The sequence below is a fragment of the Sphingomonas sp. A2-49 genome (assembly GCF_025548555.1).
Lineage (GTDB): Bacteria > Pseudomonadota > Alphaproteobacteria > Sphingomonadales > Sphingomonadaceae > Sphingomonas.
Genome location: NZ_JAJLPA010000003.1, coordinates 156,586 through 177,641, shown reverse-complemented (window position 1 = coordinate 177,641; position 21,056 = coordinate 156,586). Strand labels below are relative to the sequence as shown.

20 protein-coding genes are annotated in these 21,056 nt (G+C 68.8%); 8 read left to right on the top strand and 12 right to left on the bottom strand.

What is annotated here, in order from left to right:
- Positions 1-9 precede the first annotated feature (9 nt).
- Entirely contained in the window at positions 10-1,251 is a 1,242-nt protein-coding gene (locus tag LPN01_RS05965) for a threonine ammonia-lyase (protein WP_262827442.1), read from the bottom strand.
- 55 nt (positions 1,252-1,306) lie between these two features.
- Between LPN01_RS05965 and LPN01_RS05960 the strand changes: the two genes are divergently transcribed.
- A complete protein-coding gene (locus LPN01_RS05960; protein WP_262827441.1) occupies positions 1,307-2,980 on the top strand; it encodes an amidohydrolase in 1,674 nt (557 codons plus the stop codon).
- Complete coding sequence (locus tag LPN01_RS05955) at positions 2,977-3,909, top strand: glutaminase (protein WP_262827471.1); 933 nt, start codon at positions 2,977-2,979, stop codon at positions 3,907-3,909. The genes LPN01_RS05960 and LPN01_RS05955 overlap by 4 nt, the downstream gene beginning before the upstream one ends.
- 74 nt (positions 3,910-3,983) lie before the next feature.
- On the opposite strand, the gene ctrA is transcribed toward LPN01_RS05955, so the two are convergent.
- From ctrA to LPN01_RS05925, 6 genes are all read right to left on the bottom strand, one after another.
- Positions 3,984-4,679 carry a response regulator transcription factor CtrA gene (gene ctrA, locus LPN01_RS05950; RefSeq protein ID WP_262827440.1) on the bottom strand — a complete coding sequence of 232 codons (696 nt, stop codon included), beginning with the start codon at positions 4,677-4,679 and terminating at the stop codon, positions 3,984-3,986.
- A gap of 100 nt (positions 4,680-4,779) precedes the next feature.
- Positions 4,780-5,910, bottom strand: coding sequence for an AI-2E family transporter (locus LPN01_RS05945; RefSeq protein WP_262827439.1), 1,131 nt, complete (start codon positions 5,908-5,910; stop codon positions 4,780-4,782).
- Between the two features lie 70 nt (positions 5,911-5,980).
- On the bottom strand, positions 5,981-6,784 hold the full coding sequence (locus LPN01_RS05940; RefSeq protein ID WP_262827438.1) for an IclR family transcriptional regulator: 804 nt from the start codon (positions 6,782-6,784) through the stop codon (positions 5,981-5,983).
- A gap of 88 nt (positions 6,785-6,872) precedes the next feature.
- Positions 6,873-7,484, bottom strand: a complete 612-nt coding sequence (locus LPN01_RS05935) for a lactate utilization protein C (protein ID WP_262827437.1) — start codon at positions 7,482-7,484, stop codon at positions 6,873-6,875.
- Entirely contained in the window at positions 7,481-8,884 is a 1,404-nt protein-coding gene (locus LPN01_RS05930; RefSeq protein ID WP_262827436.1) for a lactate utilization protein B, read from the bottom strand. Before LPN01_RS05930 ends, LPN01_RS05935 begins: the two co-directional genes overlap by 4 nt.
- Positions 8,881-9,639, bottom strand: coding sequence for a (Fe-S)-binding protein (locus LPN01_RS05925; RefSeq protein ID WP_262827435.1), 759 nt, complete (start codon positions 9,637-9,639; stop codon positions 8,881-8,883). Before LPN01_RS05925 ends, LPN01_RS05930 begins: the two co-directional genes overlap by 4 nt.
- 246 nt (positions 9,640-9,885) lie before the next feature.
- Here LPN01_RS05925 and rhmD point away from each other — a divergent pair, with 246 nt between their 5' ends.
- The 6 genes from rhmD to LPN01_RS05895 all read left to right on the top strand — a co-directional run bounded on the left by rhmD (position 9,886) and on the right by LPN01_RS05895 (position 15,840).
- On the top strand, positions 9,886-11,070 hold the full coding sequence (gene rhmD / locus LPN01_RS05920; protein ID WP_262827470.1) for an L-rhamnonate dehydratase: 1,185 nt from the start codon (positions 9,886-9,888) through the stop codon (positions 11,068-11,070).
- 22 nt (positions 11,071-11,092) lie between these two features.
- Complete coding sequence (locus tag LPN01_RS05915) at positions 11,093-11,950, top strand: fumarylacetoacetate hydrolase family protein (protein ID WP_262827434.1); 858 nt, start codon at positions 11,093-11,095, stop codon at positions 11,948-11,950.
- A complete protein-coding gene (locus LPN01_RS05910; protein ID WP_262827433.1) occupies positions 11,947-12,693 on the top strand; it encodes an SDR family NAD(P)-dependent oxidoreductase in 747 nt (248 codons plus the stop codon). The genes LPN01_RS05915 and LPN01_RS05910 overlap by 4 nt, the downstream gene beginning before the upstream one ends.
- A 153-nt stretch (positions 12,694-12,846) precedes the next feature.
- Positions 12,847-13,755 (top strand): amidohydrolase family protein, encoded by a 909-nt coding sequence (locus LPN01_RS05905; protein WP_262827432.1) that lies wholly within the window; start codon positions 12,847-12,849, stop codon positions 13,753-13,755.
- 166 nt (positions 13,756-13,921) lie between these two features.
- A complete protein-coding gene (gene rhaT / locus LPN01_RS05900) occupies positions 13,922-14,986 on the top strand; it encodes an L-rhamnose/proton symporter RhaT (RefSeq protein WP_262827431.1) in 1,065 nt (354 codons plus the stop codon).
- Positions 14,983-15,840 carry an alpha/beta hydrolase gene (locus LPN01_RS05895; RefSeq protein WP_262827430.1) on the top strand — a complete coding sequence of 286 codons (858 nt, stop codon included), beginning with the start codon at positions 14,983-14,985 and terminating at the stop codon, positions 15,838-15,840. Before rhaT ends, LPN01_RS05895 begins: the two co-directional genes overlap by 4 nt.
- Before the next feature lie 3 nt (positions 15,841-15,843).
- Here the strand turns inward: LPN01_RS05895 and LPN01_RS05890 are convergent, their stop codons facing one another.
- The 5 genes from LPN01_RS05890 to LPN01_RS05870 all read right to left on the bottom strand — a co-directional run bounded on the left by LPN01_RS05890 (position 15,844) and on the right by LPN01_RS05870 (position 20,882).
- Positions 15,844-16,020 (bottom strand): hypothetical protein, encoded by a 177-nt coding sequence (locus LPN01_RS05890; protein WP_262827429.1) that lies wholly within the window; start codon positions 16,018-16,020, stop codon positions 15,844-15,846.
- Positions 16,021-16,247: 227 nt separating this feature from the next.
- A complete protein-coding gene (pnp, locus tag LPN01_RS05885; RefSeq protein WP_262827428.1) occupies positions 16,248-18,638 on the bottom strand; it encodes a polyribonucleotide nucleotidyltransferase in 2,391 nt (796 codons plus the stop codon).
- A 213-nt stretch (positions 18,639-18,851) separates the two neighbouring features.
- Positions 18,852-19,121, bottom strand: a complete 270-nt coding sequence (gene rpsO / locus LPN01_RS05880) for a 30S ribosomal protein S15 (RefSeq protein WP_262827427.1) — start codon at positions 19,119-19,121, stop codon at positions 18,852-18,854.
- Positions 19,122-19,137: 16 nt separating this feature from the next.
- Positions 19,138-20,193 carry a tRNA pseudouridine(55) synthase TruB gene (gene truB / locus LPN01_RS05875; protein WP_262827426.1) on the bottom strand — a complete coding sequence of 352 codons (1,056 nt, stop codon included), beginning with the start codon at positions 20,191-20,193 and terminating at the stop codon, positions 19,138-19,140.
- A complete protein-coding gene (locus LPN01_RS05870; protein WP_262827425.1) occupies positions 20,193-20,882 on the bottom strand; it encodes a site-2 protease family protein in 690 nt (229 codons plus the stop codon). The genes truB and LPN01_RS05870 overlap by 1 nt, the downstream gene beginning before the upstream one ends.
- Positions 20,883-21,056: the final 174 nt, after the last annotated feature.

Here is a 21,056-nt window from a genome sequence, read left to right as displayed (position 1 = left end):
GGGGCTGTGTCAGGCCTGTTCGACCATGCTCGTTTCGTAGCCGCCGTCACGCAACGCCTGGATCAGGCGGTTGAGGTGATCGCGATCGCGCGCCTCGCATTCGATGTCCGTGACCAGCCCCTTCGCCGGCAGCGAGGTGAAGATGCGCTGGTGGTAGATTTCGATGATGTTGACCCGTTGCGCGTCGAAGATGCGCGCGACGTTGAACAGGGCGCCGGGCTGGTCGCGCAGCCGCACGCGCAGCCGCGCCAGCCGACCCGAGCGGGCAAGGTCGCGCAGCAGCACGTTGGCGAGCAGCCGCGTGTCGATGTTGCCGCCGCACAGGATGATGCCGACCGTGCGCCCCTTGAAGCGTTCGGGATAGGCCATCAGTGCGGCGAGGCCCGCCGCGCCTGCGCCCTCCACCACGGTCTTCTCGATCTGGAGCAGCAGGCTGACCGATTCCTCGAGGTTGCGTTCGCCGACCAGCACGATGTCGTCGACCAGCTGCGCGACCATTCCGCTGGTGATCGCGCCCGGCTCCTTGACCGCGATCCCTTCCGCCAGCGTATCGCCCGCGCACGGCATGGTGGTGCCGCGGATGCGGTTGTACATGGAGGGGAACAGTTCCGCCTCGACGCCGATGATCTCGATCGGGTGGTCCGCGGCGCGCGCGACGACCGCAGTGCCGGAGATCAGGCCGCCGCCGCCGATCGGCACCAGCAGCGTGTCGATGCCGGGGACGTCCTCCAGCATTTCGACCGCGACCGTGCCCTGGCCGGCGATGACGCGCGGGTCGTCGAACGGGTGGACGAAGGTATAGCCGCATTCCGCCTCGAGCACGCGGGCATGGGCATAGGCGGCGTCGAACGTCTCGCCCTCGAGCACGACCTTGGCGCGATGCCCCTCGGTCTGCGTCACCTTCACCGTCGGCGTGTTGCGCGGCATCACGATCGTCGCGGGGATGCCGAGCCGGTTGGCGTGATAGGCGAGGCCCTGCGCATGGTTGCCCGCCGACGCCGCGATCACGCCCTTGGCGCGCGCCTCGGGCGACAGCTGGAGCAAGGTGTTGAGCGCGCCGCGTTCCTTGTAGGCGGCGGTGAACTGAAGGTTCTCGAACTTCAGGTAGACGGTCGCCCCGGTCATCTCGCTCAGCGTGCGGCTGATGAGCGTCGGCGTGCGGACGATCGCGTCGCGGATGCGCGCATGGGCGGCGCGGACGTCGTCGATCGAGACGGGCAGGGGGGCGGCGGAGGCGGGTCGGGTAGCCATGGCAGGCCGCTAGACCATCTGGTGCGGCGGGGGAACACCGCTTAAGCAACCGCGCATGGCAACACACTTTATCCGGTCGTCCCGCGCGACTGTGCTGGCCGCGGCGATTGCCGCGGCGATTCCCGGCATCGCGGAGGCGGACGGCATCGTCGACAACGTCAACGGCATGACGCTCGACAAGGACGGCAAGGTCGTGCGGTTCCAGGCGATGCTGGTGACGCCGGACGGCCGCGTGGGCAAGCTGCTGTCCGCCAAGGACAAACGCCCCGACAAGCTCGACTGGCGGGTCGATTTCAAGGGCAGGACGCTGCTGCCGGGCATGATCGATGCGCACGGCCATGTGATGGAACTGGGCTTCCGCGCGCTGGAACTGGACCTGTCCGATACGAAGAGCCTCGCCGAGGCGCAGGCGCGGATCGCCGCCTATGCCCGCGCCAACCCCGAAAAATCGTGGATCATCGGCGGCGGCTGGAACCAGGAAACCTGGGGGCTCGGGCGATTCCCGACGACCGCCGATCTCGACGCCGCGGTGGGCGACCGGCCGGTGTGGCTGGCGCGCGCGGACGGCCATGCGAGCTGGGGCAACAGCGCCGCGCTGAAGGCCGCGGGCATCACGGCGAAGAGCGTGTCGCCCGCGGGCGGCCGGATCGAGAAGGCGGCGGGCGGACAGCCCGCGGGCGTGTTCGTCGATGCCGCGCAGGCGCTGGTGGCGAAGGTCGTGCCGCAACCGCTGGGCAAGGACCGCAACGCCGCCTTCATCAAGGCGCAGGCGATCCTGCTCGGCTATGGCATCACCGCCACCGCCGACATGGGCACCAGCATCGACGACTGGCTGACCTATCGCCGGATCGGCGACCTCGGTGCGCTGCGCGTGCGGATCATGAGCTATGGCGCGGGGGTCGATACCACCGTGCAGATCGGCGGCACCGGGCCGACGCCGTGGCTGTACAACGACCGGCTGAAGCTGGTCGGCGTCAAGCTGTACGCCGATGGCGCGCTGGGATCGCGCGGCGCGTGGCTGAAGGCGCCCTATGCCGACGCGCCGGGCCAGTCGGGCGCGGGGTTCATGACCGACGCGCTGATCCGCAACCTGATGAGCCGCGCCTCGATGGACGGATACCAGGTCGCGGTGCACGCGATCGGCGACCGCGCCAATGCCGAGGTGCTCGACGCGATCGACGAGATGGCGCAGACCTACAAGGGCGACCGGCGCTGGCGGATCGAGCATGCGCAGGTGGTCGATCCCGTCGACCTGCCGCGCTTCGGTCGCAACGGCATCATCGCCTCGATGCAGCCGACGCACGAGACCAGCGACCGGACGATGGCGGAGGCGCGGCTGGGGCCGCAGCGGCTCGCCGGCGCCTATGCCTGGGCGACGATGCTGAAAAACGGCGGCAAGCTGGCGTTCGGGTCCGACTATCCGGTCGAGCGGCCCGACCCCTGGGCGGGCTGGGCGGCGGCGTTCACGCGCCAGGATGCGCAGGGGCAGCCGTTCGGCGGCTGGCGGCCGGAAGAGGCGGTGACCCGCGAACAGGCATGGTATGCCTTCACCGGCGGCGCGGCCTATGCGGGGTTCGCCGAGGATCGCATCGGCCGGCTGGCGCCGGGCCTGCGCGCCGACTTCATCATCGTCGATCGCGACCCGTTGCTCGCGTCCCCCACCGACCTGCGCGCGACGAAGGTGCAGGAGACGTGGATCGGAGGCGAACGGGTGTGGGAGCGGAAATAGACCTTTCGACGATCGTCGCGGAGATCGCCGCGGAAATGGCGACGGCGCCGGATCGCGGCACGCCCGCCGACTATATCCCGCCGCTCGCGGGGATCGACCCTGCCCGGTTCGGCATCGCGGTGGTCGAGGCGGACGGCACCTGCCATCTGGCCGGGGACGCGGAGGACGCCTTTTCGATCCAGTCGATCAGCAAGGTGTTCGCGCTGACGCTGGCGCTCGGCCATGTCGGCGATCAGCTGTGGGCCCGCGTCGGCCGCGAACCGTCGGGCAGCGCGTTCAACTCGATCGTCCAGCTCGAATTCGAACATGGCATCCCGCGCAATCCGTTCATCAACGCCGGCGCGATCGTCGTCGCCGACATCCTGCTCGGCCGCCACCAGCCGCGCGAGGCGATCGGCGAGATCCTGCGCTTCGTCCGGATGCTGACCGACGACGATACCATCGTGATCGATCGCGCGGTCGCCGAGGCGGAACTGGCGACGGGCGACCGCAACCGCGCGCTGGCCAGCTACATGCGATCGTTCGGCAACGTGCATCACGACGTCGAGCGGACGCTGGGCGTTTACTTCCATCAATGCGCGATCGCGATGAGCTGCCGGCAGCTGGCGCTCGCCGGGCGCTACCTGATGGCGGACGGGATGCTGCCGAGCACCGCGCGGCGGATCGTGTCGGCGCAGCGCGCGCGGCGGATCAATGCGCTGATGCTGACCTGCGGCCATTACGACGGGTCGGGCGAATTCGCGTTCCGCGTCGGCCTGCCGGGCAAGTCGGGCGTCGGCGGCGGGATCCTGGCGATCGTGCCGGGGCGGGCCAGCGTCGCGGTCTGGTCGCCGGGGCTCAACGCGCGCGGCAATTCGCAACTCGGCACGCTGGCGCTGGAGCGGCTGGTGCAGCGCACCGGCTGGTCGGTGTTCGAACCGGCGCGATAGCGGACACGAAAAGGCCGCGGCACCCCCCGATGCCGCGGCCTTGGCTCCCGATGGCGGGAGGAACCGTGCGTCGATCAGGCGACCGCGACGATCTCTTCGGGTTCGCGCAGCACGTAGCCGCGGCCCCAGACCGTCTCGATGTAATTCTCGCCCTCGCAGGCGAGGCTGAGCTTCTTGCGCAGCTTGCAGATGAAGACGTCGATGATCTTCAGCTCGGGCTCGTCCATCCCGCCATACAGGTGGTTGAGGAACATTTCCTTGGTCAGCGTCGTGCCCTTGCGCAGGCTGAGCAGCTCGAGCATCGCATATTCCTTGCCGGTCAGGTGGACGCGGCTGCCGTCCACCTCGACCGTCTTGGCGTCCAGGTTGACCGCGAGCTTGCCGGTGCGGATGACCGACTGGCTGTGCCCCTTGGACCGGCGGACGACGGCGTGGATGCGCGCGATCAGTTCCTCGCGATGGAACGGCTTGGTGACGTAATCGTCGGCGCCGAAGCCGAAGCTGCGCACCTTTGAATCCATCTCGTTGATGCCCGACAGGATCAGCACCGGCGTCGAGACGCGCGCCACGCGCAGCTTCTTGAGCACGTCGTATCCGTGCATGTCCGGCAAGTTCAGGTCGAGCAGGATGATGTCGTAATCATAGAGCTTGCCGAGATCGAGGCCCTCTTCGCCCAGATCGGTCGTGTAGCAATTGAACCCTTCGGTGCCGAGCATCAGCTCGATCGCCTTGGCCGTGGTCGGCTCGTCCTCGATCAACAACACCCGCATCGCGTCGTCCCCTGTTGGCGAGGCCGTCAGCACCCCTGCTGCACGGCCGGCCCCGATTCATTAACCAAAGAACATCTGAAGGCAAAAGGTTAATTTCGATTTAATCCAGCGATTCCGGCGAGTCGCGGCGGCCGTTTGCGGGCGAATCGGTATCGGGGTCGGTCGGGGTGAGGTCCGGACCCAGCAAAGTCTGGTGGCGGCTGCGCGGAATGTCCTCGCCCAGCACCTCGCGCAGGTACAGGCTGCGGACCAGCGTGAAGATGACGACCAGCAGCGCGGCGGAGAAGAACAGGCCGAAGATGCCGAAGATCACGCCGATGCCGATGATCGCGAAGACGGTGATCGCGGGCGGGATCGAGACGACGCGCGCCTGGACGTAGGGGGTGATGACATTGGTCTGGATCAGCCGCACGACCGCATAGGTGGTGAGCGCGCCGATCACCGGCCCGTTGCCCTGCGTCGCGGCGAGGCCGAGCGCGGGGATCATCGCCGCGGTGGGGCCGATATAGGGAATGAATTCGGACAGGCCCGCGAGCAGCCCGAGCGCGGCCGCGGACGGCACGCCCGACACCCACAGGCCGATGCCGATCAGCACGCCCATGCTGGTCATCAGGATCAGCGACGAGCGCAGCCACAGCCGCAGCGTCGAACCGACGTCGAACAGCGCATCCTCGATCGCAGGGCGCTTGTCCGGCGGGATCAGGAACAGGAAACCGCGCTGGTAGATGCCCGGATCGGCCGCGAAGAACGCCGCGCCGACGAGCAGCAGGATACAGTTGAGCAACAGCTCCCCCGCGCCGGAAACGAGGCCGCCGACATCCTGCGCGACCTTGGACCCGGCATAGGCCTGTTGCACGGCATCGACGATCTTGGCACCGACCGGGCTCTTCGACGCCCAGGCGGCGAGCTGGTCGAGCATGCCCGGCAATTGCGTGACCAGCACGTTGACCTGTTCGCGGAACTGCACCCCGAACAGCCAGACGAGGAAGCCGACGATCCCGAACGCGGTCGCCATGCCGAACCCAAGCGACGCCTTCGCGGGAACGCGCAGGTGATCGCGATAGAGGTCGGCGAGCGCGTGGATCGCGATCGCGCCGAGCATCGAGCCGAAGGCGAGGATGAGGAGGTTGCCCGCCTTGAACAGCGCCGCCGCGACCGCGGCGATGACGAGCATGTAGAGGATGCGCCGGATGAAGCGCGAATCGTCCGCATCGGGGGACAGCCGGGTCATGCGCCCGTCGATCCGGCCGGGCGACCCGTGCGTGCCCCGTTCCGCCGTTCGGGACACCCCGTGTACGCGGTCAACCCGTGGTGCCTTCGCGGCCGAGCGCGGCGCCGATCTCGGCGGCGGCGGTGCGCAGCAGGGGGACGAGTTCGTCCATGCGATCGGCGTCGAGATAGGGCGCCGCCGCGGCCACGTTGATCGCGGCGACGATGCCGCCGCCGGCGTCGCGAACGGGGGCGGCGACCGAATGGATATGGTCGGGCGCCGGGCCGCATTGCAGCACGACGCCGCGTTCGACCGCGGCGTGCATCGCCGCGAGCCAGTCGCCGCGGCGGTGCGGCTCGGCCGCCATCGCGAACAGCCGGCGCCACGATCCCTCGCCATCGTCGAGCAACAGCGCCTTGCCGAGGCCGGTTTCGCCCAGGCGGCGGCGGGTGCCCGGCTGTGTCGTCACCGCGACGCGCTCCCGACCGGGCACGCGGAGCATGTGGACCGAATCATCGCCCTCGCGCCGGCCCATGAACGCGCTCATGCCGGTTTCCTGCGCGAGCCATTCCAGCTGCGGGCGGGCGAGCGCGACCAGATCGGTCTGGTCCTGCACCAGATGGCGCAGGCGCAGCAGCTGGCGACCGCCGCGCACCTGGTTGTTGGGTCCCATCGCGAGGAAGCCGCGCGCGGCGAGCGAGCCGACGAGCCGATACGCGATCGCGCGCGACAGGCCGCTGCGTTCGGCGAGCTGGATCACCGTCGCCGAATCCTGCACCGCCATTTCGAGCAGGTCGAGCCCGCGGTCGAGCGTCTGCGTGCCGGCCTTGGCGCTGCGGCCGTCGTCCGGGGCAACGTCGGCGACGGGCGGGGTGCGGATGGCGGTGGTGGTCAAAATTGGGGGATCTCTGCCTTGTCGCCCGAATCGCCGGGCCGGTATCGATAGCGCACAATCGTCCGGAGCGGCAGCATCGCGATGGCGGTCAGCCGGAGAGGCGGATGACGTGCAGGAATCGCGGTCCGTGCGCCCCGCGGACGTAGGTGCCTTCGATGTCGGTCGTCCCCGATACGCCGGTGACCCAGTAATGCGCGCGCGGATGGCCGCCGGGCAGGATCGCATCCTCCAGATACGCCACGATCCGCGGTACGAGCACGATATGGTGGAGCGCGAGGAAGTTGGGCAGCATCGGCGCCTCCGGCGCGGTTTCGAAGACGAGGCTGCCGGTTTCGGCGACGCCGACGCGGGCGATGGCAAGCGCGACCGCCTCGTCCGGGGCGGCGCGCTCGCGCACCGTGAAACCGGTCCAGTCGCATGCCGACAGGCGCGGATCGGGCGGCACGACCAGCGCCGCGGCAAGGCCCTGACCCGCACAATAGCGGGCGATCGCGGCGGGGAGCTGCTCGATGCGGTCGATCGTCTCGACGCTCGCGGCGACGCTGGGCAGCGTCAGGCGGGCGCGGAACGTGTCCTCCAGCGCCGCGGGATCGACCGGCGGGCGTTCGGGCGCGATCAGCAGCGCGTCCGCCTCCGCATCGATCGCGGCGGGCGTGGCGGTGCCGCCGAGGCGGGCGAGGATGGCGGCACGCGCGGTCACGGGCGGCGTCCCTTGCGATATTGCGCCATGAAGCTGTCCCCCGTGGGGCGGGGCATGTCGCGATACCGCGTCCAGCCGCCCGCGAGCGGCAACCGCGTCAGCCAGCCGGTCCGGCCCATCAGCCGCATCGCGCGCAGCGCCGCGGCGGTCGCGGCGCGATACAGGCGCGGCCGCCGCGCGAACCACGCCCAGGTCGCGAGGCCCGAGCGCAGCGATGCGGGCTCCAGCCCCTCGCGCCAGCTCTTTTCGCGCCAGCCGCGCAGCAGCGTCGGCAGCGGGATACGCACCGGGCATACCTCCTGGCACTTGCCGTTGAGCGTGCAGGCGTTGGGCAGGTCGCGCGATTGCTTCAGTCCGTCGAACGCGGGGGTCAGCACCGCGCCCATCGGGCCGGGATAGGTGCCGCCATAGGCATGGCCGCCGATCTGTCGGAACACCACGCAATGGTTCATGCACGCGCCGCAGCGGATGCAGCGCAGCATCTCGGCCAACCCCTCCTCGCGCATCGTCGTGCGGCCGTTGTCGACGAGGACGATGTGCATCTCCTCCGGCCCGTCGCGGTCGCCGGCGCGCCTGGGGCCGGTGTAGAAGGTCGTATACTGGCTGAGCGGCGCGCCGGTCGCCGAGCGTGACAGCATCCGCAGCATGTGCACCGCGTGGCCGGTGGAGGGAACGATCTTCTCGATCCCCGCGGTCACGATATGCATCCGCGGCGGTACCAGCGACAGTTCGGCATTGCCTTCGTTGGTGACGGTGCACACCGCGCCGGTATCGGCGACGAGGAAGTTGGCCCCCGAAATGCCGACGTCGGCGGCGAGCATGCCCTCGCGCAGGTGACGGCGCGCGCTTTCCGCCATCGCGGCGATCGTCTCTTCCTCGTGCGGGGCGCGATGGCTGGCCTTGAACAGCGCCGATACCTGCTCGCGCGTCTTGTGCATCGCCGGCCAGATGATGTGCGACGGCCGCTCGCCCGACAATTGGATGATATGTTCGGCAAGGTCGGTCTCGATCCGGCCGATGCCCGCCTCCGCGAGCGCGTGCGGCAGGCCGATCTCCTCGCCCAGCATCGATTTCGACCGCGCGACGCTCCTGGCATTCGCCGCCTTGCACAAGCGCACGACGATGTCGCATGCCTCCTGCGCGGTGCGTGCCCAATGGACCTGCGCCCCCGCCGCGGTCGCATTCGCCTCGAACCGTTCGAGATAATGGCCGAGGTTGGCGACGACGTGATCCTTGATCGCCGCCGCGCGGGTCCGCGCCGCCTCGAAATCGGGGAAGGCGTCGACCGCGAGCGTGCGCTTCGCCTCGGCGGTGCCCGCGGTGCGTTCGACCGCGAGCTTGAGGTTGCTGTCGGCGAGCGCTGCGTCGACGCGGCTGGCGAACGTGTCGGCGACGCTCATGCCTCTTCCCCGATCGCGGGGCCGTCGCCCATGCCGGCGATCAGCTCGATGGCGTGGAACGCGCGGACCGGCGAGCCGTCGCGATGCAGCTTGCCCGCCATGTTCATCAGGCAGCCGAGGTCGCCCGCCAGCAGCAATTCCACGCCGGTGGCGTCGATCGCGGTCGCCTTTTCCGCAACGATCGCGTTCGAGATCGCCGGATATTTGACGCAGAAGGTGCCGCCGAACCCGCAACACGTCTCCGCCCCCGTCAGCGGCGTCAGCGCGAGCCCGTCGACCGCGGCGAGCAGGCGGCGCGGCTGGCGCTTGATGCCGAGTTCGCGCAGGCCCGAGCAGCTGTCGTGATAGGTCGCGGTGGCGGCGAGGGCGACGCCTTCCGGCGTCCAGCCGCGCACCTCGTCCAGATAGGCCATGATCTCGTACGTCTTCGCCGCCAGCGCCTGCGCGCGGGGACCCCACACCGCGTCGTGTTCGAGGATTTCGGGATAGTGGACGCGCACCGTCGCGGCGCAGCTGCCCGAGGGGATCACGACATGGTCGTAGGGCTCGAGCGCGGCGATCGTGCGGCGCGCGAGGTCCTCCGCCGTCCGGCGATCGCCCGAATTGAGCGCGGGCTGGCCGCAGCAGGTCTGCGCCTCGGGCACGATCACCTCGCATCCCGCCCCCTCCAGCGCGGCGATGGCGGCGAACCCGATCCGGGGGCGGATCAGGTCGACGAGGCAGGTGACGAACAGGGCGACGCGGGGCGTGGTCATCCGGACACCATGGTGCATCCGCGCCGCCCTGCGAAGGCGGCAATCCCGGACGGGGCGCAACAGGGGGCCAAAACGCTTTTCCTCATCGGCCCCGAGTCTCCGTTTGACGCGGCTTTTCTCATCACGTAACGAGCTATCCCATAAAGTGAAAAAAGTGACAAGCTCGGGAGGATGCTCTTGCCGCCATCGGCGGTACCCCTGTCGAGACGGTTGCTGGCGACAAAACGGGAGTCTCGCGTGGGAATCGTGTCCTTGCCCAAGATCAAGCATGTCCGGGCCTTTACGGTGCGCGGCGGCGGTGCCGATTACCACGACCAGGGCGAAGGGCATTGGATCGACGACCATATCGCCACGCCGATGAGCCGCTATCCCGAATACCGCCAGTCGCGGCAGAGCTTCGGCATCAACGTGCTCGGCACGTTGGTGGTGGAGATCGAGGCGGAGGACGGCACGATCGGCTTCGCGGTGACCACGGGCGGCGAGCCGGCGTGCTTCATCGTCGAAAAGCACCTCGCGCGATTCCTCGAAGGGCGCAGCCCGACGGATTATGAGAAGATCTGGGACCAGATGTACTTCTCGACCCAATATTACGGGCGCAAGGGGCTGGTCATCAACGCGATCTCCGGCGTCGACCTGGCGCTGTGGGACCTCATCGGCAAGCTGCGGCAGGAGCCGGTCTATCACCTGCTCGGCGGGGCGGTGCGCGACGAACTGCAATTCTACGCGACCGGTGCGCGGCCCGACAAGGCGAAGGAATTCGGCTTCATCGGTGGCAAGATGCCGCTGCACCACGGCCCCGCCGAGGGGATCGAGGGCCTCAGGAAGAACATCGCCGAGCTGGCCGACATGCGCGCGAAGTGCGGGCCGGATTTCTGGCTGATGTGGGATTGCTGGATGGCGCTCGACGTCGACTATGCCACCCGCCTCGCGATCGCCGCGCACGATTACGACCTGAAATGGATCGAGGAGGCGATCAGCCCCGACGATTACTGGGGCTATGCGCAGCTCAAGAAGAACGTGCCCAAGGGCATGCTGGTCACCACCGGCGAGCATGAGGCGACGCGCTGGGGCTTCCGTATGCTGATGGAGATGGACTGCTGCGACATCATCCAGCCCGACGTCGGCTGGTGCGGCGGCGTCACCGAATTGCTCAAGATCAGCGCGCTCGCCGATGCGCATGGCAAGATGGTCGTGCCGCACGGATCGTCGGTCTACAGCTATCATTTCGTCATCACGCGCCACAATTCGCCGTTCGCGGAATATCTGATGATGCACCCCGGCCCGACCGAGGTGGTGCCGATGTTCCACCCGCAGCTGATCGGCGAGCCGGTGCCGCAGAACGGGCGGCTGAAGGCGAGCGCGCTCGACGCGCCCGGCTTCGGCGTCGAGCTCAATCGCGAGATCGCGATGCACCGTCCCTACACCCATTGATACCCGCAGAAAGATCCTCCCCATGAAGCTTTGCCGTTTCGGCCAGCCCGGCCAGGAAAAACCCGGCGTCGTCGACGATGCCGGCACGATCCGCGATGCATCGGGCGTGGTCGCCGACATCACCGTCGACGCGCTCGCCACCCTGAAGGACGTCGACGTCGCGTCGCTGCCCGTCGTCGAGGGCAGCCCGCGCTACGGCGTGCCGGTGAAGGGCATCGGCAAGATCGTCGCGATCGGCCTCAACTATCGCGACCATGCGATCGAATCGAACCTGCCGATCCCGACCGAACCGATGATGTTCATGAAGTCACTGTCCAGCCTGTCCGGTCCCAACGACGACGTGGTGCTGCCCAGGGGCGCGACGCATGGCGACTGGGAGGTCGAGCTGGGCGTCGTCATCGGCAGGACCTGCCGCTACGTGTCCGAGGATGCGGCGCTGGACCACGTCGCGGGCTATGTGCTGGCGAACGACGTGTCGGAACGCTTCAACCAGAAGCAGCGCGGGTCGCAATGGTCGAAGGGCAAGGGGCACGACACCTTCTGCCCGGTCGGGCCGTGGCTGGTGACCCCGGACGAGGTCGGCGATCCGCAGGACCTCGCCATGCAGCTCGACGTCAACGGCACGCGGATGCAGACCGGCAATACGAAGACGATGATCTTCGACCTGAAGCAGCTCATCAGCTACGTCAGCGAATATATCACGCTGCAGCCCGGCGACCTGCTCATTACCGGCACCCCGCCGGGCGTCGGCGAGGGCAAGAAGCCCGAGGCGATCTATCTCAAGGAAGGCGACGTGATGGAGCTTTCGATCGCGAAGCTCGGTACGCAGCGGCAGCAGGTCGTCGCGTGGCGGCACCTGGGCGAAGGCGTGCTCGCATGACCTATGCGGGACGGTTCGCGGGTCGCCATGCGGTCATTACGGGCGGCGCGTCGGGGCTGGGCCGCGACGTCGCGCGGCGCATCGTCGCCGAGGGCGGCACGGTCGCGTTGTGGGACCTCAACGCCGATGCGCTGGCGGCGGCGAAGGACGAGATCGGCGCGGCGCACGTCGTCGCGCTCGACGTGTCCGATGCGGATGCGGTCGCCCGCGCGGCCGAGACGACGCTGGCGGCGCTCGGCAAGATCGACGTGCTGGTCTGTTCGGCGGGGATCACCGGCGCCACGGTGCCGGTGCACGAATTCCCGATCGACAGTTGGTTGCAGGTGGTCGGCGTCAACCTCAACGGCCTGTTCTATTGCAACCGGGCGATCGTGCCCGCGCTGCTCGCCAACGGCTATGGCCGGATCGTCAACGTCGCCTCGGTCGCGGGCAAGGAGGGCAATCCCAACGCCTCCGCCTATTCGGCGACCAAGGCGGGGGTGATCGGCTTCACCAAGAGCCTGGGCAAGGAACTGGCGGGGAAGGGCGTGATCGCCAACGCGCTGACCCCGGCGACGTTCGAAAGCCCGATCCTCGACCAGCTGCCGCAGAGCCAGGTCGACTATATGCGATCGAAGATTCCGATGGGGCGGCTCGGCGAGGTACACGAATCCACCGCGATGGTGTGCTTCATGGCGTCCGAGGAATGCAGCTTCACCACCGCGTCGGTGTTCGACACGTCCGGCGGCCGGACGACCTACTGACCCGCCGATCCCGTCATCGCGATCGTGGCGCGGCATGCGTGAGCCGGACCGGTACGCCGCCGGTCGCGCCGCGCCGCCCGCGATGACGGATCAGGCTTTGAACCACGCCGCAGCCGTCCGTATGCGAGACGGCACGGCCAGCCGGAGAGACGGATGACCGCGATCCCGTTCGTCGATGCCCACATCCATCTGTGGGACCTCGCCCATATCCGCTATCCGTGGCTGACCCCGCCGTTCGACGGCGACGGCCCCAACGGCAGCGCCGCGGCGATCGCACGGGATTACGGCGTGGCGCAATATCGCGACGACCTGTCCCGCTGGAACGTCGTCGGCGCGGTCCATATCGACGCCGGGGCGGAGGCGGCGGACGCGCTGCGCGAGACCGAATGGCTCGAACGGCAGGGGCACGAGACCGGCCTGCCGACCGGGATCGTCGCCTATGCCGATCTGTCCGACCCGGCGGCCGACGCGCTGCTCGCGCGACAGGCGGCGCATCCGCGGGTGCGCGGCATCCGCCAGATCGTCAACTGGCACCCCGACGCCCGGCGCACCTACAGTCCGCGCGACGTGACGCAGGACGCGGCGTGGCACGCGGGCTTCGCGCGGCTTGCGCATCACCGCCTGTCGTTCGACCTGCAATGCTATCCGGGCCAGATGCCCGCCCTCGCGCGGCTGTTCGCACGGCATCCCGACGTGCCGGTCGTCGTCAACCACCTCGGCATGCCGGTGATGAGCGATCCCGACGGCCTGTCGGAATGGCGGGCAGGGATGGCGGCGCTCTCGGCGCTGCCGCACGTCGCGGTCAAGCTGTCGGGGCTGGGCTTCATATGGCGCGACTGGACGGCGGAGCGGGTGCGTCCGTTGCTGCTGGAGACGATCGACCGGTTCGGCACCGATCGCTGCCTGTTCGCCAGCGACATGCCCACCGACACGCTGTTCGCGCCGATCGACCGTTACATGGAGGCGTATCACGCCGTGGCGGACGGCTTTGGCGAAGACGATCGGCGGGCGATGTTCGGGCGCAACGCCGACCGCGTGTACCGGCTCGGGCTGGGCGTGTGAAATTGTCACGGTCCGTCCATGACCGTCGCGCGCGCGGTCCCCGGCGCAGGTCGGGGCGGGGACCGACCGGCCGGCAGGACTGCCGCGTCCGTCCGCAACCAAGGCGGCTGACGCCGGCCCCCGACACGGCAACCGTTCTTCCCGTTATCACCACAGGATCGACCGCATGACCCCCAATCCGCTGCTCGGCGTCTTCTACCACTGGCTGGGCGGGCTGGCGTCGGCGAGCTTCTACGTCCCCTATCGCGGCGTGAAGCGGTGGTCGTGGGAGATCTACTGGCTGACCGGGGGCATATTCTCCTGGGTGTTCGCGCCGTGGTTCTTCGCGTCGTTGCAGACCCGCGACCTCATCGGCGTGTTGACCAGCGCGCCTTCGCCGGCGTTCTGGTGGCCGATCGTCTTCGGGCTGCTGTGGGGCTTCGGCGGCCTCGGCTACGGGCTGGTGATGCGCTATCTGGGGCTCAGCCTCGGCATGGCGGTGGTGCTGGGGCTGTGCACCGTGTTCGGCACGCTGATCCCGCCGCTGTTCACCGGCGAATTCCACGAAAAGCTGCTGGCGACGACATCGGGCAACATCGTCCTCGCGGGGATCGGCCTGACCGTGCTCGGGATCGTCGTCGTCGCGATCGCGGGCGCGCGCAAGGACGCGCTGCTGACCCCCGAACAGAAGGCCGCCGTCGTCGCCGAATTCGATTTCAGAAAGGGGATCGCGGTCGCGATCTTCGCCGGCATCATGTCCCCCTGCTTCGCCTTCGGCCTCGCCGCGGGCGAGCCGATCAAGGGCCTGTCCGCGGCGGCGGGGACGGGGCCGCTGTGGACCGGGCTGCCGGTGCTGTGCCTCGTCATGTTCGGCGGCCTCATCACCAACGGCGTGTGGTGCGCCGTTCTCGTCGCGCGCAACCGCAGCGGCGGCGAATGGGCAGGACGCGTCGCCCCCTCGGTCGAGCGTCCGCCGCTGCTGCGCAACTACGTGCTGAGCGCGCTGGCCGGCGTCACCTGGTATTTCCAGTTCTTCTTCTACACGATGGGCGAAAGCCAGATGGGGCGGCTCGGGTTTTCCAGCTGGACGCTGCACATGGCGTCGATCATCATCTTCGGCACGCTGTGGGGCTTTGCCTTTCGCGAGTGGAAGGACGTCGGTGCGCGGATCAAGGCCGTGGTGTGGGGCGGCGTCGCGCTGCTGCTGATCGCGACGGTCGTGATCGGCTATGGCAACAGTATCGCAGCATGAGCGGCGGCGGCGATCCGGGGCGACCCGCGGCAGAGGGACCGGGCGCGATGCTCGGCGCGGATGCGCTGCTGCCCCTGCCGGGCGGCGCGGGCGAGGTGACGTTCGAGCCCGGGCGCGCCGCCGACGAGGCGGTGGTGACTGCGGTCGCGGCGCCGGTCCTGCTCGAATTCCGGCCGGTGGTGCCGAACGGGCGGGCGATGCTGGTGCTCGGCGGGGGCGGTTATGTCGCGCTGATGGCGGGACGCGAAGGCGTGCAGGTCGCGCGCTGGCTGAACGCGCTGGGCTATAGCGCCTTCGTCCTGCTCCACCGGTTTCCCGATGCGCGGCATGGACCGTCGGCGCCGCTCGACGATGCCGGTGCGGCCTTGCAGGCGATCCGGGGCGCGGGGTTCGACCGGGTCGGCGTCGTCGGCCTCTCGTCGGGCGGGCATCTCGCCGCGAGCCTCGCCGCCGCGCGGCCGGCCGACTGGCCCGGCACGGCGGTGGCGCGGCCCGACGTGATGGTGATCGGCTACGCCCCCATCTCGACCAATGCCGCCGGCCGGACGATCGTCGCGAACAAGCCGCCGCTGCCGCCGGTCGAGAAGCAGGCGCTCTACGACGCGCTGCAACCCGACGCGCAGGTGATGCCCGGGCCGCCGCCGGCGTTCATCGTCTATGCGGCAAACGATCCGGTGGTGCCGGTCGACAATGCGTGGCGACTGCACGCGGCATGGCTGGCGGCGGGAGGCACGGCGGAGCTGCACGTCTTCGGCGATGCGCCGCACGGCTTCGCGCTGGACACGGCGGGGCTGCCGGTGGCGGCGTGGCCCACCCTCTGCGCGGCATGGCTGCGTCAGGTGGGCTTCCTGTAGGGGTCAGGCGAGGCGCAGGCCGCCATCATCCGGGGCCGGATGTTCGGCGATCAGGCTGGCATAGCGGCGCGCCATCTCGAGGTGGACGCGGCGCCCCTCGGCATTGCCGGCACGGTCGGCGAGCGCCATCTCCTGGCGTTCGCGGCGGGCATAATATTCCATATCAGCAGGCATGGGCATGGCGGCATCCCGAGTCGACCAGCTTGCCGCCTGTACGCCACGCGCCGCAAGCACCTGTCCTATAATGGGATTCCGGCATCGGCGCCATTTATCTGGATCAATCGCGCGGATCGTCCTCGTCGTGTCGTGCATGGGACCGGCGAGCGTCGCAATGCTCCGCGCTCCAATGCGAAAGGGGCCCGGCATCGCTGCCGGGCCCCATTCTTGCCTGCGGCCGGAGCCGAGGATCAGTCGCGCGTCTCGGTCAGGAACGCGGGCGCGAACTCGGGCGCGGGGCCGTCGTCGTTGCCGCCGCCGTTGCGGGGACCGCGATCGCCACCGCCCTCGCCACGGGGACCACGGTCGCCGCCGTCGCGACGCGGGCCGCGGCCACCGCCGTCACGGCCCGAACCGTCGCGACGCGGACCCCGGTCGCCACGACCGCCGCCGTCACGGTCGCCGCCGCCGCTGCGGGGCCCGCGCGGACCACGGTCGCCGCCTTCGCGCGGTTCGCGCGCCGGACGGGTGTCCTCCAGCTCGGCGCCGGTGTCCTGATCGACGACGCGCATCGACAGGCGCACCTTGCCGCGCGGATCGATCTCGAGGACCTTGACCTTCACGGCCTGGCCTTCGGACAGGACGTCCGACACCTTTTCGACGCGCTCGTTCTTGATCTCGGAGACGTGGACGAGGCCGTCCTTGCCACCCATGAAGTTCACGAACGCACCGAAGTCCACAAGGTTGACGACCTTGCCGTCATAGACCTTGCCGACTTCGGCTTCCTCGACGAGGCCCTTGATCCACTTGATCGCGGCCTCGATCTGCGACGGATCGGACGACGACACCTTGATGACGCCCTCGTCGTCGATGTCGACCTTGGCGCCGGTGGTGGCGACGATCTCGCGGATCACCTTGCCGCCGGTGCCGATGACTTCGCGGATCTTCGACTTGTCGATCGAGAAGGTTTCGATGCGCGGCGCGTGCGCCGACAGTTCCGAACGCGTCTCGCCCAGTGCCTTGGCCATCTCGCCCAGGATGTGCGCGCGGCCGGCATGGGCCTGCTTCAGCGCGACCTTCATGATCTCTTCGGTGATGCCGGAGATCTTGATGTCCATCTGCAGCGCGGTGATGCCCTCGCTGGTGCCGGCGACCTTGAAGTCCATGTCGCCGAGGTGATCCTCGTCGCCCAGGATGTCCGACAGGACGGCGAAGTCCTTGCCCTCCAGGATCAGGCCCATCGCGATGCCCGAGACGGGGCGCTTCAGCGGCACGCCGGCGTCCATCATCGACAGCGAACCGCCGCACACCGTCGCCATCGACGACGAGCCGTTGCTCTCGGTGATGTCGCTGGTGACGCGGATCGTGTAGGGGAATTCCTCCTTGGTCGGCAGCACCGGGTGCAGCGCGCGCCACGCGAGCTTGCCGTGACCGACCTCGCGACGCCCCGGCGCCCCGAAGCGGCCGACTTCGCCGACCGAATAGGGCGGGAAGTTATAGTGGAGCATGAAGTTCTGGTACGACAGGCCGTTGAGGCCGTCGATCATCTGCTCCGCGTCGCGGGTGCCGAGCGTGGTGGTGGCGATCGTCTGCGTCTCGCCGCGGGTGAACAGGGCGGAGCCATGTGCGCGCGGCAGGAAGTGGACTTCCGATTCGATCGGACGGACGGTGGTGGTGTCGCGACCGTCGATGCGGCGGCCGGTCTTCAGGATCGCGGTGCGGACGATGTCCGCCTCCAGCTTCTTCACCAGCTTCAGGCTGGCGAGATACGCCTGCGGGTCGCTGTCCTTCAGGTCGGCCATGCCGTCGCGGGCCTTGGCGCGCGCCTCGTTGATCGCGGTCTGGCGCTGCTGCTTGTCGGTCAGCTTGTATGCCGCCTCCAGATCCTTGCCGATCAGCTTCTTGAGCTTGGCCTTCACTTCGGCCTTGTCGTCCTGGACCTTCAGTTCCCAGGGCTCCTTGGCGGCCTGTTCGGCGAGCTTGATGATCGCGTCGATCACCTGCTGCGACGCCTTGTGCGCGAACATGACCGCGCCGAGCATGACGTCCTCGGACAGCTCCTTGGCTTCCGATTCGACCATCATCACGGCGTCGTGCGTCGCGGCGACCATCAGGTCCAGCTCGCCCTCGGCGACCTGCGTGTCCGACGGGTTGAGGACATATTCGCCGTTCTGGTAACCGACGCGCGCGGCGCCGATCGGGCCCATGAAGGGCACGCCCGACAGCGTCATCGCGGCCGATGCGGCGATCATCGCCAGCAGGTCGGGCTCGTTCTCGCCGTCATAGCTCATCACCTGCGCGATGCAGTTGATCTCGTTGTAGAAGCCTTCCGGGAACAGCGGGCGGATCGGACGATCGATCAGGCGGCTGACCAGCGTCTCACGCTCGGTCGCGCCGCGTTCGCGCTTGAAGAAGCCGCCGGGGATGCGGCCGCTGGCGGAGAACTTCTCCTGGTAGTGGACGGTCAGCGGGAAGAAATCCTGGCCTTCCTTCACCGACTTGGCGGCGGTGACGGCGCAGAGCACGACCGTCTCGCCGAGCGTCGCGATCACCGCGCCGTCGGCCTGGCGGGCGACCTTGCCCGTTTCGAGGGTCAGCGTCTGGCCGCCCCACTCGATCGATACCTTCTTGGCATTGAACATGTATTTTCCTTCACTCCCCGCGCGCGGATCGCGTCGGGGGGCCTGTCTCGCGGGCTAGCCGGCCCGCGTCGGTGTGGAGCGTCTCGTCGCTCCGGAGGGTCGGGGCCGAATTGCCCGTCTCCGCATACCCGGCGTCATGCCGGTATTCGTGAATTGCGTGGCCGCGCATAGCACGGCGATACGAAAAGGGCGACCCGAAGGCCGCCCTCATCGTTACTTGCGAAGGCCGAGCTTCGCGATCAGGTCCAGATACCGCTGGCCATCGGTCTTGCGCAGATAGTCGAGCAGCGAGCGCCGCTTGTTGACCATCATCAGCAGCCCGCGGCGCGAATGGTTGTCCTTCTTGTGACCCTTGAAATGCTCGGTCAGGTTCTTGATGCGCTCCGACAGGATCGCGACCTGTACCTCGGGCGAACCCGTGTCGCCGTCCTGGCGCGCATGTTCCTTGACGAGTTCGGTCTTGCGTTCGGCGGTGATCGTCATGTGTCAGTCCTCGACATCATAGGTTGAAACCGCGGACGACACGGGCCTCTGCGGCCTCGACCTGCACCAGCGCGACCGGGGTTTCACCGTCACACGCGAAATACGGGCCATCGTCCTGGGCGATCCCGGTCAGCACGCGCCCCTGGCGGAGCGCCCCTGCCTGATCCGGGGAGAGGGGGAGAGCCGGGATGTCGTCCAGCCCCGCCCTCAACGGCAGGATTACCTGTTCAAGGGTGCGCGCAGTAGCGGCTTCGGCCAATTTGTCCAGCGTTATCGCCGGTGACAGGTCGAACGGGCCCGCCTTCAGCCGGCGCAGCATCGTGACGTGACCGACCGTGCCCAGCGCCAGTGCGATGTCGCGCGCGAGACTGCGGATATAGGTGCCCTTGGACACATGGGCGGTGAGCGTGACCTCTTCCAGATCCTCCCCGGCACGGGGAGGGGGACCATCCGCAGGATGGTGGAGGGGGGCTACCCCGGGCAATGCCGCTTGCGGCGATCCTCCACCTGCGGGGCGGTGGAGGGGAGGCTCCTCGGGCGATGCCGTTTGCGGCGATCCCCCTCCACCTCCGGCTGACGCCGGCGGTCCCCCTCCCCGTGCCGGGGAGGAATGAAGAGCGTGCACCGTCACGTTCCGGCTCGCGAGCACCACCTCCGCACCGGCGCGGGCGAGGTCGTATGCCCGCTCGCCGCCGACCTTCAGCGCGCTGTACGCCGGTGGCACCTGGGCGATCGGCCCGGTGAAGCGCGGCAGCACCGCCTCCACCGCCGCCAGCGTCGGCCGGACGTCGGACGTGGCGATGCCCACTCCCTCCGCATCGAGGGTATCGGTCTGCGTCCCGAAGCGGATGGTGAAGTCGTATACCTTGTCGCTGTCGAGCATACGTCCGGCGAGCTTGGTCGCTTCGCCCACCGCGATCGGCAGCACGCCCGTCGCCAGCGGATCGAGCGTGCCGCCGTGGCCGACCTTGACCTTGCCATAGCCGGCTTGCCGCAGCGCACGCTTGACTGCGGAGACGACCTGCGTGCTGCCGAGCCCCAATGGTTTGTCGACGATGATCCAGCCGTGCATCAGGCGATCGACGCCGCCAGCGCGAGGAACCAGCCGATCACCGCCTGCGCCGGCGGCCCGACGATCCGCCCGACGATATCGGCGCCCGGAAAGATCATCGGCACCACCACCAGCAGCAGGATCAGCAACAGGATGCCGAACCGCCCGATTTTCGCCCATTGCGCCGCCAGCGGGCGGGGCAGCAGCCCCTCGACGACGTGCCCGCCGTCGAACGGCGGCATCGGCAACAGGTTGAAGACCGCGAGGAAGACGTTGACCAGCAGGAAGTTGAACAGGTTGGCCAGCACGAACCCGGCGATACCGGTCGGCTGCACACCCCCCGACAGCGCGGCCGCGGCGCCGATCGCGATCGCGGCGCCCGTCGCCAGCAACAGGTTCATGCCCGGCCCGGCTAGCGCGACCGCGACCATGCCCCAGCGCGGGTTGCGCATCCTTTGCGCGATCACCGGCACCGGCTTCGCCCAGCCGAACACCGGCGCGCCGGCGATGGCGAGGCCCAGCGGCAGGATCACCGTGCCGACCGGATCGACGTGGCGCAGGGGGTTGAAGCTCAGCCGCCGTTCCTCCTGCGCGGTCGGATCGCCGAGCCATTTCGCCATCCAGCCGTGCGCGACTTCGTGAAAGACGATCGCGATCACCAGCGGGATGATCCAGACGGCGGTGCGGTAGACGATGTTCTCGGGGTTCATGCGCGCGATATGGCGTGGTGCGGGTCGTTACGCCAGCGCTCGTCACGGCGAGGGGCTTCGGCGCGCGATGCGGCGTGCGGGCTAGCGCTTCCGCACCGGCGGTATGGGCAGACGGCGCGCCCCATCACCCCCGCCGTCATGGCGAGCGCAGCGAAGCAATCCAGGACGTCCTGG

Coding starts and splice junctions, on each gene's coding strand:
- LPN01_RS05965 (WP_262827442.1), bottom strand. CDS start 1,251: ATGGCTACCCGACCCGCCTCCGCCGCCCCCCTGCCCGTCTCGATCGAC.
- LPN01_RS05960 (WP_262827441.1), top strand. CDS start 1,307: ATGGCAACACACTTTATCCGGTCGTCCCGCGCGACTGTGCTGGCCGCG.
- ctrA (WP_262827440.1), bottom strand. CDS start 4,679: ATGCGGGTGTTGTTGATCGAGGACGAGCCGACCACGGCCAAGGCGATC.
- LPN01_RS05945 (WP_262827439.1), bottom strand. CDS start 5,910: ATGACCCGGCTGTCCCCCGATGCGGACGATTCGCGCTTCATCCGGCGC.
- LPN01_RS05930 (WP_262827436.1), bottom strand. CDS start 8,884: ATGAGCGTCGCCGACACGTTCGCCAGCCGCGTCGACGCAGCGCTCGCC.
- LPN01_RS05925 (WP_262827435.1), bottom strand. CDS start 9,639: ATGACCACGCCCCGCGTCGCCCTGTTCGTCACCTGCCTCGTCGACCTG.
- LPN01_RS05915 (WP_262827434.1), top strand. CDS start 11,093: ATGAAGCTTTGCCGTTTCGGCCAGCCCGGCCAGGAAAAACCCGGCGTC.
- LPN01_RS05910 (WP_262827433.1), top strand. CDS start 11,947: ATGACCTATGCGGGACGGTTCGCGGGTCGCCATGCGGTCATTACGGGC.
- LPN01_RS05905 (WP_262827432.1), top strand. CDS start 12,847: ATGACCGCGATCCCGTTCGTCGATGCCCACATCCATCTGTGGGACCTC.
- rhaT (WP_262827431.1), top strand. CDS start 13,922: ATGACCCCCAATCCGCTGCTCGGCGTCTTCTACCACTGGCTGGGCGGG.
- LPN01_RS05895 (WP_262827430.1), top strand. CDS start 14,983: ATGAGCGGCGGCGGCGATCCGGGGCGACCCGCGGCAGAGGGACCGGGC.
- LPN01_RS05890 (WP_262827429.1), bottom strand. CDS start 16,020: ATGCCCATGCCTGCTGATATGGAATATTATGCCCGCCGCGAACGCCAG.
- pnp (WP_262827428.1), bottom strand. CDS start 18,638: ATGTTCAATGCCAAGAAGGTATCGATCGAGTGGGGCGGCCAGACGCTG.
- rpsO (WP_262827427.1), bottom strand. CDS start 19,121: ATGACGATCACCGCCGAACGCAAGACCGAACTCGTCAAGGAACATGCG.
- truB (WP_262827426.1), bottom strand. CDS start 20,193: ATGCACGGCTGGATCATCGTCGACAAACCATTGGGGCTCGGCAGCACG.
- LPN01_RS05870 (WP_262827425.1), bottom strand. CDS start 20,882: ATGAACCCCGAGAACATCGTCTACCGCACCGCCGTCTGGATCATCCCG.